Source organism: Frankia sp. CgJB1 (genome assembly GCF_977947065.1).
On sequence record NZ_CDWTNB010000105.1, the window covers coordinates 1 to 13,829 of the forward strand.

The 13,829-nt window shown below is 68.6% G+C and carries 14 protein-coding genes and 2 pseudogenes; 10 read left to right on the forward strand and 6 right to left on the reverse strand.

The annotated features are described in order from the left end of the window. Positions 1-53: 53 nt before the first annotated feature. Positions 54-539, forward strand: a pseudogene (locus AC08OT_RS13025) (LLM class flavin-dependent oxidoreductase); the annotation flags it as partial. Between the two features lie 70 nt (positions 540-609). Then, entirely contained in the window at positions 610-882 is a 273-nt protein-coding gene (locus tag AC08OT_RS13030) for a rhodanese-like domain-containing protein (protein WP_476602857.1), read from the forward strand. Between the two features lie 202 nt (positions 883-1,084). On the opposite strand, the gene AC08OT_RS13035 is transcribed toward AC08OT_RS13030, so the two are convergent. Next, entirely contained in the window at positions 1,085-1,267 is a 183-nt protein-coding gene (locus tag AC08OT_RS13035) for a type II toxin-antitoxin system HicB family antitoxin (RefSeq protein ID WP_476593893.1), read from the reverse strand. Positions 1,268-1,443: 176 nt separating this feature from the next. Further along, entirely contained in the window at positions 1,444-2,025 is a 582-nt protein-coding gene (locus tag AC08OT_RS13040; protein WP_476593892.1) for a TetR/AcrR family transcriptional regulator, read from the reverse strand. 320 nt (positions 2,026-2,345) lie between these two features. Between AC08OT_RS13040 and AC08OT_RS13045 the strand changes: the two genes are divergently transcribed. From AC08OT_RS13045 to AC08OT_RS13055, 3 genes are all read left to right on the forward strand, one after another. Continuing rightward, a complete protein-coding gene (locus AC08OT_RS13045) occupies positions 2,346-2,477 on the forward strand; it encodes a hypothetical protein (RefSeq protein ID WP_476602855.1) in 132 nt (43 codons plus the stop codon). Between the two features lie 49 nt (positions 2,478-2,526). Next, positions 2,527-3,288, forward strand: coding sequence for an SDR family NAD(P)-dependent oxidoreductase (locus tag AC08OT_RS13050; RefSeq protein ID WP_476593891.1), 762 nt, complete (start codon positions 2,527-2,529; stop codon positions 3,286-3,288). 395 nt (positions 3,289-3,683) lie between these two features. Further along, positions 3,684-5,123 carry an ATP-binding protein gene (locus tag AC08OT_RS13055; protein WP_476602856.1) on the forward strand — a complete coding sequence of 480 codons (1,440 nt, stop codon included), beginning with the start codon at positions 3,684-3,686 and terminating at the stop codon, positions 5,121-5,123. A 734-nt stretch (positions 5,124-5,857) separates the two neighbouring features. Here AC08OT_RS13055 and AC08OT_RS13060 read toward each other — a convergent pair. Next, entirely contained in the window at positions 5,858-6,142 is a 285-nt protein-coding gene (locus AC08OT_RS13060; RefSeq protein WP_476594028.1) for a GlsB/YeaQ/YmgE family stress response membrane protein, read from the reverse strand. Between the two features lie 90 nt (positions 6,143-6,232). Next, complete coding sequence (locus tag AC08OT_RS13065; RefSeq protein WP_476594029.1) at positions 6,233-6,688, reverse strand: tellurite resistance TerB family protein; 456 nt, start codon at positions 6,686-6,688, stop codon at positions 6,233-6,235. Positions 6,689-7,110: 422 nt separating this feature from the next. Between AC08OT_RS13065 and AC08OT_RS13070 the strand changes: the two genes are divergently transcribed. Together AC08OT_RS13070 and AC08OT_RS13075 are read left to right on the forward strand one after the other, a co-directional pair. Beyond that, positions 7,111-7,815, forward strand: coding sequence for an ion transporter (locus AC08OT_RS13070; RefSeq protein ID WP_476594030.1), 705 nt, complete (start codon positions 7,111-7,113; stop codon positions 7,813-7,815). Further along, the gene (locus AC08OT_RS13075) at positions 7,745-8,011 is read left to right on the forward strand and encodes a hypothetical protein (RefSeq protein ID WP_476594031.1); all 267 of its coding nucleotides are present in this window, start codon (positions 7,745-7,747) and stop codon (positions 8,009-8,011) included. Before AC08OT_RS13070 ends, AC08OT_RS13075 begins: the two co-directional genes overlap by 71 nt. Before the next feature lie 682 nt (positions 8,012-8,693). Here AC08OT_RS13075 and AC08OT_RS13080 read toward each other — a convergent pair. Further along, positions 8,694-8,947, reverse strand: a pseudogene (locus AC08OT_RS13080) (GlsB/YeaQ/YmgE family stress response membrane protein); the annotation flags it as partial. Positions 8,948-9,541: 594 nt separating this feature from the next. Here AC08OT_RS13080 and AC08OT_RS13085 point away from each other — a divergent pair. The 3 genes from AC08OT_RS13085 to AC08OT_RS13095 all read left to right on the forward strand — a co-directional run bounded on the left by AC08OT_RS13085 (position 9,542) and on the right by AC08OT_RS13095 (position 12,551). Next, positions 9,542-10,909: a hemolysin family protein gene (locus tag AC08OT_RS13085; RefSeq protein ID WP_476594032.1), complete on the forward strand. Its 1,368-nt coding sequence runs from the start codon at positions 9,542-9,544 to the stop codon at positions 10,907-10,909. A gap of 1 nt (position 10,910) precedes the next feature. Further along, positions 10,911-11,948, forward strand: a complete 1,038-nt coding sequence (locus AC08OT_RS13090) for a CNNM domain-containing protein (protein ID WP_476594033.1) — start codon at positions 10,911-10,913, stop codon at positions 11,946-11,948. Between the two features lie 123 nt (positions 11,949-12,071). Further along, the gene (locus tag AC08OT_RS13095; protein WP_476596211.1) at positions 12,072-12,551 is read left to right on the forward strand and encodes a tellurite resistance TerB family protein; all 480 of its coding nucleotides are present in this window, start codon (positions 12,072-12,074) and stop codon (positions 12,549-12,551) included. A 547-nt stretch (positions 12,552-13,098) separates the two neighbouring features. On the opposite strand, the gene AC08OT_RS13100 is transcribed toward AC08OT_RS13095, so the two are convergent. Beyond that, positions 13,099-13,572 (reverse strand): transposase, encoded by a 474-nt coding sequence (locus AC08OT_RS13100; protein WP_476594035.1) that lies wholly within the window; start codon positions 13,570-13,572, stop codon positions 13,099-13,101. Between the last annotated feature and the right edge of the window lie 257 nt (positions 13,573-13,829).

Sequence of the window (13,829 nt, forward strand, 5' to 3'; positions counted from 1 at the left end):
AAGATTGGGATCGCTTCAATTGCCTGAGCCTCGTCGCTGCGGCCACGAACCGGATGCTGCTTGGCACGGGCGTGCTGCTGCTTCCCTACCACCATCTAGTGGTCCTCGCCAAGCGACTGGCCACCATTGATGTGCTGTCCAAGGGGCGGATGCGGCTATTGACCGTGGGGCTGGGAACCCTGCCGGGCGAGGCCCAAGCGGTGGGGGTGGATTTCAGCACCCGTGGTCGCCGCGCCGACGAGGCGATCGACGTGATGCGACTGCTCTGGGCCGGGGGCAAGGACGGGGTCAGCTTCCGCGGGGAGTTCTTCGACTTCGACAACCTGTGCAGCTTCCCGAAGCCCTACGGCGTTACCCAGCTGCCCATCCACGTTGGTGGATCAAGTCGGGCGGCTGCACGCCGGGCCGGGCGACGAGGCGACGAGGCGACGAGGCGACGAGGCGACGACTACTTTCCCGGCGGTGCGCTCGGTCCTGATGAGCGTAGCCTCCAACTGGACCTCGCCCGGTCGACCGCCTTCGAGGCTGGCCATAATCCGGATGCTCTGGAGTACACGCGATGCGGGTCGATCGACCTGACGGTTCGGCCAGACCAGGTCGGCGGCGCGTATGTTCTCGACGTCCGCAAGTGGGCGGGGTTCACCTCCGCCCACTTGCCGGGTGCGACCTCATGTCGAGCTCGGCGACTTGCCCGCCCACCTCGCCCACCTCGCCGCCGGGCTACCGGCCGGGCCGACCGTGCTGATGTGCGGGCATGGGAAGCGGGCGATGGGCGCCGCCAGCCTGCTCGCCCGCGCCGGACACTCCAACCTCACGGTCCTCGACGGCGGGCCGGACGGCTGGGCGCGGGCCACCAGCCGGAACCTGGACACCGGCGCATGAAAACAACCGCCACCGCCACCGCCACCGCCGCCGCCGGCCCGGCCAGCGGCACAGGTCCGGCCAACGGACCGGGTAGGTCAAAGAGCGGCGATGAACTCCGCTGACACGGATCACTTCGAAGCCGAGCTTCTCAAGGACCTTGACCACCTCCCCGCCAGGCAGCACGGGAAGAGGAGGCATCAGGCGACGTCCTGCACGATCGTCAGGACTGGCGGAACGCCAAACTCCTCGAGACCAGACTGACGGCCTCGTAGAGATCGGCCACGGCGTCCTCAGGAGTGTTGCCGAGACCGTGCGCGCCACCGCTGGGGAACGACGCATGGGCCGCCCAGGTACCGTCCTCCTCCTGCTCCAGCTCGTAGGGGATCTGGACCATCCGCTTCATGGCGCCGACTGTACGCCGCCAGCCGCAGGGCCAGCGGTAGCTCCGGTCACGGCACACGGACGCCACTCGACCGAACTGTCGAAAGCTGGTGAGCGCAGGACGGTGCCCAGGCTGTGGCCTCCGCGTGTTCCACTGGGCGGGTGCGGATCGGTCCGGCGCGGCCAACGCGAGGCAGGTCAGTCCAGCGCGGCCAACGCGAGGCGGGCGGCGGCCTGGAGCCGCTCCGCTTCGGGTGCGGCCCGCGCGAGCACGCGGACGCCCTGCATCATCACGAGCAGGAAATTGGCGATCTCGTGCGGGTCCTTGTCGGGGGCAAGCTCGCCTTGGGCCTGGGCCCGCACCAGGGAGGACACCAGCGCCGTCTCCACGACGCTCCAGCTGACCGCCACCTGGCGGGTGACTTCGGGGTCACGCGGGGAGAGTTCGACGGCGGCGTTCACCACCAGGCAGCCTCGCCGGTTCGGGTCGGTGAGGGCGTCGGTGACCCAGCTCTCGACAAACGCGCGCACGGCCGACAGGGCCGGTCCGGGCTGGGCGAGCGCGGTGACGAAGCCCGCCTCGCTGCGTCGCAGGTACCGCCGCATGGCGGCCAGATACAGGTCGTGCTTGCTGCCGAACGTGCCGTAGAGACTGGCCCGGCCGATCCCCAGGTAATCGACGAGGTCGGCCATCGAAGTCGCTTCGAAGCCCCGTTCCCAGAACAGGTCCATCGCGCGCTGGAGCACCACGTCTGGATCGAACTCCTTGGTCCTGCCCATACCCAGAGGCTAACAAGACCGTTCAATCAAGAAAAGCCCGTCCCCGCACTGACGGGAACGGGCTTTTCGGGTGCCGGGCACCCGTCGACGGGGCGGTACCGAGACCGTGCGGTCAGCGCCCCGGCAGGCGGATGGACTGGCCGTGCCGGAAGAAGTGGTGCGGGTTGAGGCGCTCCCCGCACCGACTATCTAGACCGATCGTTTCAATTCGTGGTAACTTCCGATCATCGCCACAAGGCCACAAGGCGGAGTCGTGTGGTGCCGCACGGCATCAGGCGACTGTCATAGTGGAATGATCATTCAGTTATGAACACCTCTCTGTGAACGCGTCACCCGACATGGCTGCGCCGAGTCCGCCGCGACCCCGGCTGTCCTTCGCTCTCCTTGGTGCCGTCCAGATCGCGCTGCTCCAGCGCAGGGCGGGCGCGACCACTGCCGCCGCGCGCGGCTGAGACCACCATCCGCGATTCGTAACGTCTCTACCGACAACAGGAGCTCGTCATGAGTGCACGCTTCACCGACAAGGTCGTCCTCGTCACCGGCGCTGGCGGTGTGCTGGGCCGGACCGCCGCCCTGTCATTCGCGAGGGAGGGCGCGACCGTCGCTGTCGCCGGCCTCCATGCGAGCGGGGTGAACGAGACCGTCAAGCTGATCGAGACCGAGGGCGGCAAGGCGTCCGGCATCACCGTCGACGTCACCAGCTCGGAGAGCGTCAAGGCGATGGTGGACACCGTTGTCTCCCGCCACGGCGGTCTGCATGTCGCGTTCAACAACGCCGGCATCCTCGGCGGCGGCACGCCGGTTGGCGAGCACGACGAGGACGTGTGGAACAAGGTCCTCGCGGTCAACCTGACGGGCGTCTTCCTCGCCCTGAAGTACGAGACCGCGCACCTGGCGGCCAACGGCGGCGGCGTCATCGTCAACACCGCCTCCAACCTGGGCGCCCACTGGCGGCTGGCCGGCATGAGCGCCTACTCCACGTCCAAGGCGGGTGTCAGCTTCCTGACCCGTACCGCCGCACTGGAGTACATCAAGCAGGGCGTGCGCATCAACTCCATCAGCCCCAGCCCGATCGACACCCCCATGTCCTACCTTCCGGGCGAGACCCGCGAGCAGCGTGACGCCCGCCTCGCGCCGACCGTGCCGCTGGGCCGGGTCGCCGACCCGCAGGAGATCGCCAACGCCGTTCTATGGTTGGCGTCGGAGGAATCGAGCTACGTCGTCGGCCACGACCACGTGATCGACGGTGGCGCCACCGCCTGACCCCGCAAAATGCCTGATCGGAGGCGGTGGACAGAACCAAGCACAACCCGAACCGCCATCCCGCCATCCCTGGCCCCACGATCACCATCCCCGATCACACGAGCAGGCCATCTACCAGCGAAAATGCAGGGCGACGCCAGCGTCGTACCTCCACCACCGGCGCATCAGCCGCCGCTGCAGGATGACACCCGTACGGCCGGGGGACGCAGCTGCGCTGGTCGATCCCGCCGTCGGACTGCCCGGCCGAGCACGATCCGGTCGGGGTTGTCGGCCGGGTAGGCGGCAAAATCACAGAATCATGGATGTCGCGAGCCGCGTACGGATGGCGCGGGGTGTAACTTACATAGCAAGTAAGTTACAGGCAGTGTGAGTTTCTGGAGGGAGGCGGGGCGGCGGTGGCCTTTGTGAATCGCACCGACGAACTCGCCGCTCTAGAGGCGTGGTGGCGCTCGACCGACCCCCGACCGGCGGTGGTGTGGGGACGGCGACGGGTCGGCAAGACCGCGCTGTTGCAGCACTTCGCGGAGGGCCGTCGGTCGGTGTCCCACACCGGAGCCGGTCGGGCGGCAGCTGGGGAACTGGCGCAACTATCCCGTCAGGCGGCCATCGCGCTACCGGGGCGAATCCGTGATCTCGCTGCTCGTCCCTATCTCGACTGGGACGACGCGCTCGACGACCTCGCCGCGGCGGCTGAGCAGGAGCCGCTCCTCGTCATCCTGGACGAGTTTCCCGAGATCGTTGCCACCTCACCCGAACTGCCCGGCGTCCTGCGGGCCTTCCTCGACCGAACAGCCGGCCGGACCAGGCTGCGGATGCTCGTGTGCGGGTCGGCCGTGCGGCACATGACCGCGCTGCAGGAGCAGCGGGCGCCCCTGTACGGCAGATTCGATCTGTCACTGTCGCTGCATCCGTTCCGTCCGCACGAGGCCGCACTCATGCTGCCCAGTCTGACGCCGTCCGACCGGGCGCTCGTCTACGGGCTGGTTGGCGGAGTTCCGTTGTATCTGTCGTGGTGGGACCAGGGCGCCGATCTCGCTGACAACCTGTTACGGCTGGCCTGCCGGCCCGGGGCGCCGCTGCTCACCGAGGGACAACTCGTGCTTGCCACCGAGGCGGAGCACGGTGAATACCCGGCGGCCGTGCTCCACGCGATCGCCGAGGGCCGCACCCAGTACAACGAGATCAAGGACTATATTCGGGCTGAACCGGCCCGTACGCTGGATCGGCTCGTCGAACTGCGGCTGGTCGAAAGGCTGATGCCCGTCACTGAACCAGCGCACAGCCGTCGGCGCGTCTACCGGATCGCCGACAATTTCCTCGCTTTCTATCTCGGCGTGCTGTCTCGGTACCGCGCGGAGATCGAGCGTGGATTAGGGAAAGCACTGCTGCCAGTACTGATCGAGAGTCTGGACGACCATCTCGGCAAACCGTGGGAGGAAGCGTTTCGCGAGCACCTACGCCGACTCGCGGTCGCCGGCGCGCTGGGCAGGGACATCGTCGCGGTCGGGCCTTATTGGAACGCGGGCGGGCAAAACAAGATCGATGCGGTCGTGCTCGCGGGCAGGGACCGACACCCGGTTCTGTCCGGCGAGGCGAAGTGGGCGCGCTCTATTGACGGTCGACGGATCTCCAGCCGGCTCCTGGAAAAGGCTCACGCTATTACATCGGCCGTTCCAGCAGCCTCGGACCGCCAGACAGACGACGGAGCTGCCGGCCCTGACAGTGGCGGGACCGAAGGCTCTGCCCGGGCACGCCTCGCGCTGTGCGCTCGCGAGGAGATCCGTAACGCGCCGCCAGGATGTCTCACCGTCACTGCCGCCGACATCTTCGATTAGCAATATCCACCCGAGCCGCGCATGAGCTCTCTCATCGAGACTTGGCTGGAGTACGCCGCCTGGGCCCCCACGGACACGAGGAGACGGACTCACGCTGCCCGACCTGGCGCGGGCACGGTGAGCAGGTAGCCGTAGATCTCCTGGTAGACGGTGTCGGGATGCGTGGAGCGCAGGACCCCGTCCCGGGCCGCGCAGGTAGGTCTTGATCTGTTTGTTGCCGGTTTCCCGTTCCCATCTGTGGTGATATCCCCCGGCCAGGGTGGTCGCGGTGGCCTCCCGCGGGTCGAGGGGCTCACCCGCCCGGGCGGCGGTGAGCAGCGCGTCGCGGGCCTTCCTGCTGATCTTCATGTTGATCAGGACGGTCCGGTAGGAGCCGTCGGGTAGTGCCTTCAGCGGGGGCAGGTTCAGGTTGGCCCTGACCCGCCACAGCAGCGCCGCGCCGGTGTCCGCGGCCGTGCACCAGTCCGCCCGAGAGTAGAAGGTCCGGTCGGCAAGCAGCAGCCAGTCGGAGGCCAGCCGTGGGTAGAGGCGTCGGGCGAGGGCCTGCTCGCTGGCGACCTTCGTTCCGCGTCGGTGGCGCTGCTTGGAGACACGGTGCACACCGACCACCCCGACACCCCGGGCACCGCCCACCCCCACGTCCTCCTCGCCCACCACGGATAACGACCCACGAGGCTCACCAGGTCAGGCGTTCGACCCCGAGATGTCGAACCGCTGTCGCCGGCTACCCGCTACTACCGCCGACGTGCCGGGCCGCGGCGGGACCGCGCGGCCCAGACCGGGGTGATCAGGACGATGAACCCGGCGGCCACGCCGATCTGCAGAAAGTGACGGATCCAGTCGATACCGACGGTATCCTGGACCCCGATCACGCTGGCGATCGTGTTCCCGACCAGCGCGCCGACGATACCGGCGACGACGGTCAGCCACAGCGGGATGTTCTGCCGACCGCGCAGCACGAGACGGGCGAGAGCTCCGATGACCAGGCCGGAGAGCACGATCCAGATGACTTGGAACACAGCGGCAACCTCACCTTGCCAGCAGAAGCGACGATGTAGGCGATTGACCGATAATCAGGCACGGACAGCGCGGAGCAACGGCGAGAGCTGTTAGAGGTCGAACTCCTCGGGATTGATGCCGACAGCGAAGCAGGCCTCGCGGACGACAGCCTGCTCGGTCTTGTCGAAGTTGCTGTCGGCGCTGCCGATGATGATGCCGATCTGGATGACCGCGCGGGCCTCCGACGGCTTCTTCTTCACCTTCCCGACCTCCTGGAGGACCGAGACCTTCCCGAACGCGAAATCCTGTGTCAGCTTTGTCAGGTAGTCGTTGAACCTACGCTGCAGGTCGTCGGCGGGAAAGTTCGTCAGGACGTTGTTCGTCGCGATCAGGGAGGCGACCCGTTGCCGTTCCGCCGGGTCGATGTGGCCGTCGGCCGCGGCGACGAGCGCGCACATCGCCATGCTCGCGTCCCGAAACGCGCCACTCTTGAGATCATTCTTCTTCGCGGTGAGCTGGCCCTGCATGGTCTGCGTAGAGGACCGCAACCGATCCCAGATCGTCATCGTCGTGTTCCTCCACAGGCCGAGAACGGGTCAGTAACACTGGACAGCCGGCGAGCACGACGCGGATGACGGGTACGCACCCATGATACCCCAACGGGTGATCTCATCGGACGATTCCCACTGCCAACCAGCGACACGTGTCCCACCACGCACCCACGGACGATCACTCCCCGTGGCCGTCCCCGTGGCCGTCCCCGTGGCCGTCGGCGGGAGCGCGGGACGGTCCAGGATGCCGTGTCGATGGCCTGGCGGACGGGCTACTCTGGGCGCGGTCGCTCTTCGCGGCAGCCTCGACCCCGTCCGCAGCAAGGAGTGAACGCCTCGATGGCAGGTGTAACCGGCGTGGGCAGGGTCCGGTCGGGAGCTGGCCCGGTAACGCGGGCGGCGCGAGGCTGAGCGGGACACCCGGCCTGCGCCCTTCGATGCCCATCACCCACGCTCTCGCCGGGCGGGCCCGCCGTGTCGTGGAGTCCGCGTGGTTCAACGGCGCGGTTCTCGTCGCGATTCTCGCCAACGCGGCCCTGCTGGGAATCGAAACCTACTCCGGACTCGCCACGCGCTGGCACGGCCCGCTCAAGGCCACCGAGCACGGGTTCCTGGTCTTCTTCACCATCGAGATCGCGCTGCGCGCGGCCGCCCACGCCGACCGTCCCCGCGACTTCTTCCGCGACCCGTGGAACCTGTTCGACCTCGCCATCGTCGCGCTGGCCGTCCTTCCGCTGGCTCGGGAGGACTCGACGGCCCTGCGGCTGGCCCGGCTGGCCCGGGTGCTGCGCACCGCCCGCTTCCTGCCGCAGGTGCGCATCATCCTCGCCGCCCTGGGCCGAAGCCTGCCCGGCACCTTCAGCTTCCTGGTGCTGTGCACGCTGGTGCTGTACGTGTACTCGATGGTCGGCTGGACGTTCTTCGCTACCGACGACCCCGAGCACTACGGCTCCCTCGGACGCGCCGCCCTGACCCTGTTCCTGCTCATCACCCTGGACGGGCTCGGCGACGCCGTCCACACCGGCCTGGAGATCTCCAGGCTGGACGATCCTCTACTACGGATCCTTCGTCGTGATCGGTTCTTTCATCCTGATGAACCTACTCATCGGCGTCGTCATCAACTCCCTGGAGGAGGCCCGTGAGATCGAGGACGCCCAGACACCCCGACGCCGGCCAGCAGACTTAGACAGCGACGGCCCGGACACCGACCTGGCCCGGCTACGCGAAAGGCTGACCACCGCCCGCGAGGCCCTCGACGCCGAACTGGCGGCGCTGTCCACACCGTCCCGCCCAGGCGACGGCGAGCAGCCCCGGCCCCGCCAGCCCACTCCCACCTGAGCGGCACAGATCGAGGACGCTCCTGCCGGGCCTGAGCCCGGCGCTCCCAGCCATTCGGGCCAGCGCGCCGGCCAGCCGAACTGACGCCGCCGCACACAGGCGGACAGTGTCACCACGTCACCGCAACCTCCCACGTATCCAGACTCGGCGGCAAATCCGCCCCTCGCCGGTCAATCCGGATGGCGGATTTAGCGGTTGAACACCTGTTCCTCGCATTGTCAACCTGGAAGCCGCCGCGGCCGGCCTGCCCGTCGCACTGGACGCGAGGGCGGCGTTCCGGACACCGTCATCCCCGGCCACAACTGCACGCCCTGACGCTCGCCGCTGTCCTGCACACGCTCGCCGGACCGTGCCCGGCGGCCGAGGTATTTCTCGCCCACTTCGCCGTCAGCGCCGTTCTCGGCTACCGGCTTCTGACCGCAGGGCTCCCGCTACTTCCCTCAGCGCTCGCTCTCACCACGCTATGCAGGCACCTCCTGCCGATCCCTGCCGAGAGCAGAGCGGGGGATGCTTCCCGGACGCACCCTTGGCAGGCGCCGACCGGTCTGGATCGACACTGCCGAGTTGCCCGCGGTCGTATCCAGGTGTCCGCATGCCAGGACGGGAGGCGCAGACCTTCTTGGGCTGGCGAGTGCATCGAGCCAGGTTCAACGATGGTAGGCGCCACGTCGGGTGAACGGGTGAACATGCGCCAGAGGAGGAGTACGGCGATGGCGCCGATGACCGACCCGATGATCCCGGACGGTTGCAGCGCGCCTTCGGCGAGGTCCTTGTCGAAGAGGATGTAGCCGAGGAATCCGCCGACGAAGGAGCCGACCACGCCGAGCATAATCGTGACCGGGATGCTCATGGGGCCGGGCCCGGGGACGAGGAGGCGGGCGAGAGCGCGCCGGCGACCAGGCCGAGCACGATCCAGCTGATGATGGTCCAGACCACGACGGCCTCCAACACCAGTAGATCACAGCAAGGTCAGCTGGGGATTACCCCTTCTCCGCCAGCCGATACCCTGCCTCGGGCGGTGGTGTCGGCTGTATGAGTCACCCGACCTGGCTCGGCCTGTGGTGCCCGGCGACGGCACCGGCACCGCGCGGCGCACGGTAGCTTCTGGAATCGCTGAGGGGTCTGTACGTTGGGGACGGTGCCAGCGCAGTGCTGGCGGCGGCCATGGTGGTCGACTTGGGATCTGCGGGAGCGGACGGCGTGCACGGCGACGACAGTCGACATACGGCTGTGCGCCCGAAAGTGGTGAAGCGCCGCGGGGCCGTGTGCCGCGAGTCGGCCGGAAGCGGCGAGCTCCTGTGTCGCAGCGACGCGCGACGGGTCCCGTGCTGCCTCGTTCTTCGCGTTCCTGCCGCTGCCCAACAGCGCGGAGTGTCTGGCTGGCCGGGCACCGGTCCTCGGGGGCGTGGGTTCCGCGCGCCCGATGGCGTGCTGGCGGTTGTCTCGCGGGGTGTCGTCCGCGACGTGTGGAAGGTGGAGGATGGCGGAGGCGGCTGAGCCGCACAGACCCGGGAGCCGGGGGCGACAACGATGGTGACGGCTCTGTCGCTGCTGCTCGGTCTCCTGATAGTGCTGGTCATCACTGTGGCGACCGGCTACTTCGTCGCCCAGGAGTTCGCCTATATGGCGGTCGACCGGTCCCGGTTGAACGCGGCGGCGGCGGCCGGCGACGCCGCGGCGCGACGGGCGTTGAAGGTGACCGGACGTACCTCGTTCATGCTCTCGGGTGCCCAGCTCGGGATCACGGTGACCGGTCTGCTGGTCGGGTACGTCGCCGAGCCGCTGATCGGCAGCGCGCTGGGCAACGTGGCCTCGGGGGCCGGTTTGTCGACGGCCGTCGGCGTCGCGCTCGGTACCGTGCTGGCGCTGGCGTTCTCCACCTTCGTTCAGATGGTCTTCGGTGAGTTGTTCCCGAAGAACCTCGCGATCGCCCGGCCGGAGCCGGTGGCACGCAGGCTCGCCTGGTCGACGCTGCTCTACCTGAAGGTCTTTGGCTGGCTGGTCTGGGTGTTCGACCAGTCGTCCAACCTGCTGCTCCGTCTGCTCGGCATCCAGCCGGTGCAAGACGTCGAGCACGCCGCCTCAGCGCGCGATCTTGATCACATCGTGGCCGAGTCGCGGGAGCGGGGTGACCTGCCCGCGGATCTATCGCTGATGTTAGACCGCATCCTGGACTTCCCGCACCGCGACGTGGAGCACGCGATGATCCCCCGCTCGCAGGTGGACGTCGTTGAGCAGGACCGCCCCGTGGGCGAGGTCAGGGTGCTGATGAGCGCTGGGCACTCCCGGTACCCGGTCGTCGACGACGACGGGCGGGTTACCGGGATCGTCCAGCTTCTTGACGTGATGGACGCGCCCGACGATGCCCCGGCCCGCGAGCTCGTCCGGCCGGCTCTCGTGATCTCGACGCTGATGCCGCTACCTGCCGCCCTCGCCGAGATGGCGAGGAAGAAGGCGCAGGTCGCTTGCGTCGTGGACGAATTCGACGGCTTCGCCGGGATCCTGACCATCGAGGACCTGGCCGAGGAGTTCGTAGGGGAGATCACCGACGAGCACGACGCCGCCGCCGCGTTCGAGGGAGCCAACCCGATCGGCGACGGAGCGTGGCTGGTACCGGGCAGCTTCCACATCGACGAGGTCGAACGCACGCTCGGGCATCAGATGCCTCCGGGCGACTACGAGACGATCGCCGGTCTGGTGATCTCCGCTCACGGCGCGCTGCCCAAGACCGGGACCGTTGTCGACGTCACGCTGCCCCCGGACCCAGGGGAGCTCGCGCTGTACGACGAGGCGCCGCGGCGGGTGCTGCGCGCCATCGTGATGGATGTCGACAACCACGTGCCCGCGGCGATCCGACTGGAGCTGCTCGACGAGCCGGTCCGCGATCGGGAGGACTGACGTGGACAACCCCTGGGTCGTTGCTCTCTGCACGGTCGCGATCATCGGGCTGAGTGCGTTCTTCGTGGCGGTCGAGTTCGCCCTGCTCGCCGCGAAGCGACACCGGTTCGAAGACGCGGCCAGCCGCAGCCGCGCGGCCCGCGCCGCGCTGCGCAGCTCCGGCGAGCTGACGGTGCTCCTGGCCGGCGCTCAGCTGGGGATCACGGTCTGCACGCTCGCGCTCGGCGCGATCACCAAGCCGGCCGTACACCACTGGCTGAAGCCCGCGATCGAGGACCTCGGCGCCCCGACCTGGTTCGCCGGCGCTGGCAGTTTCGTGCTCGCGCTGGTGATCGTCACGTTCCTGCACCTCGTCGTGGGCGAGATGGCCCCGAAGTCGTGGGCGATCGCGCACCCGGAGAAGTCCGCGATCCTGCTCGCCCTGCCGATGCGGGGCTTCATGTGGGCGACGAGGCCGGTTCTGCGGGCGCTGAACAGCGCGGCGAACTGGTGCCTGCACCGCGTCGGTGTCGAGGCCACCGACCACCTCGTCTCCCGTCAGAACCCCGCGGCACTGCGCCACCTCGTCGAGCACTCCGCGAACGTCGGCGCGCTCGACGAAAGCTACGCCGCGCCGCTCACCGGCGCGCTCGACCTGCGGAACCTGCGGGTGCGCGACCTGGTCGCGCCAGGCCGGGCGTTGGCGGCCGTGGAGCCGGACGCGACTGTCGGCAACGTGCAGGCCGCCAGCCGTACCTCCAGCCACCTGCGGATTCTGGTTCGGCGGGGCGGAACCGACTGGGGCGTCGTCCACGTGCGCGACACCCTCGCCCTGGGCGCCGCCGAGCCGATCCGTGACCTGACCAGGCCGGCGTTCCGGCTCGACGGCGACACGCCGCTGCACACGGCCCTCGCCCAGATGCGCGAGACCCGCAACCAGCTCGCCGTCGTCCTCGACGACGCCACCACCCTCGGTGTGGTCACCCTCGACGACGTGCTGCGCCGGCTCCTGCCGCTCGACACTCCGACACCCGCGCTGACGGGCGGGCAGGCGAGATGAACCGAGCCACACCGCCCTTCCGGAAACGGACATCGTCCGTTCCCGGCCGCCGTCGCACGAGTTCTGATACGACACAGGTGGTCACTGTCCGCGCTCGGGGCCGGAAGGCCTCGACGCCTGTCATTGAGAAAGGTCAGGGAGCACGATGCCGATCTGGGACCGCCTGCGCGCCTCCACGCAGACGATGCAGGGCTAGCTCTCACCGCGAAGAAGAACGAGCTCAAAAGCGGTGCCTTCCGGGACGCCAGCATGGCGATGTGCGCGCTCGTCGCGGCCGCCGACGGGCACATCGACCCCTCCGAACGGCAGCGCGTCGCCTCCCTGATCGCGACGAACGACGTGCTGACCAACTTCCCGTCCGACGACCTGCACCGTCGGTTCGACGGCTACCTGGCCAAGCTCCAGCAGGACTTCGCCCTCGGGAAGGTCTCCGTCCTCCAGGAGATCGGGAAGGTGAAGAAGAAGCCGACCGAGGCCCGCGCCGTCATCCAGATCGGCATCGTCATTGGCGGCGCCGACGGAGACTTCGACAAGACCGAGCAGGCCGTCGTCCGCGAGGCGTGCTTCGCGGTCGGCCTCAGCCCCGAAGAGTTCGACCTGTAACGACGCACCACCGAGCCGGCCGAGGCCCCTACATGGCAGCGCGAAGCCGGCTACCTCGGACCGGCCGGCAACCTGCAGTGTCGGTCGGCTGCGTCCCGGTGAAAGTACCGCCAGGTGACCCGGCCGTGTACAGCCCTCGGCCAAGACCTGGATGGTGGGGACGGCTGCGGCTGTCGGGGTGCTCCCGCTGTTAGCGGGCACGAGCGCCGGCATCGTTCAGCTGCCAGGGCGGACCGGCCCGGCGCCGCTCGCGTCGAGCTGATCGGTAGGGGTGCGGGGACCGGCCGCGGTGCAGAACAGCAGCAGGCTCGTGGCGAGCATGGCCGGTAGGAGGGCGGTGCGAATCAGCCCGCGACGGACGAAGCCGGTGCTTCGCCTCCGTGGGCGGGCCGGTGGCGGCCACGGCGGCGGTACCGGGAGGTGCTCTGGGGCGTTCGTCGGTGCCGGCCGCGCGCTGCGGGAAGGGTGCGGACCGGTGGGAGGGGCCGGGTGTAGGAGAGCGTGGCCGGTGCCGGTCGTGGGCGCTGGTGACGGGTTGCGTTCCTGCTCATGTCTGGCTATCGCCGGCGGTCTGCGGTATGGCCGGGGGCGGGATGCTGGCCGTTGTCGGCCCAGCTGTCCGCTGCTCCGGCATGGTGCCGGCCGGTCTGGGTGGGCGCATTCCGGCCTGCTGTGGGGGTGCTTTCGGCGTAGGTGCTGATCTGGCCTGTGTGGTCGGGTCGGCCGCCAGGTGCGCGGGGCTGGTACCGGTGGTCCGCAGCAGGTGTAGCTCGCGGCGTAGCCGGGTGTTCTGTTCCTGCAGGTGTCTGAGATCGGCGTGCTGGCGGTGGGTCTGCACCTGTCGGTCTGGTGCCGTGTCCGCGTGACGGACCCACCTGCGCAGCGTTTCGGTGCTGACGCCGAGCGCCGCGGAGACGGTCTTGATGGCCTGCCAGGTGGACCGGTGGTCGTCTCTGATGTGAGCGACGTAGGCGATCGCGCGGGCTCGGAACGGCGGCAGGTACCTGGTCGGACGGATCACGGCGGTCTGCTCCTGTGCGCTGTCGGCGGGCTGCTGAGCGGTCGACGGCGCGCGGAAGCGCCGGGCTTCGAAAACACCAGATCTGCCTCGACGTCGAGGCGAGTGGAGGGCGTCGGTGCCATCCGCGGCTCTTCCTTGGGCGCGCGACACTGCGCAGATCACGAAGGCGGCAACGGTACATTTTGCAGGCCGAGCGGAAGGATAGCCACCGTAAAGATCCGAGATAGGACTATGGGATAGTCATTAAATAAGTTGAT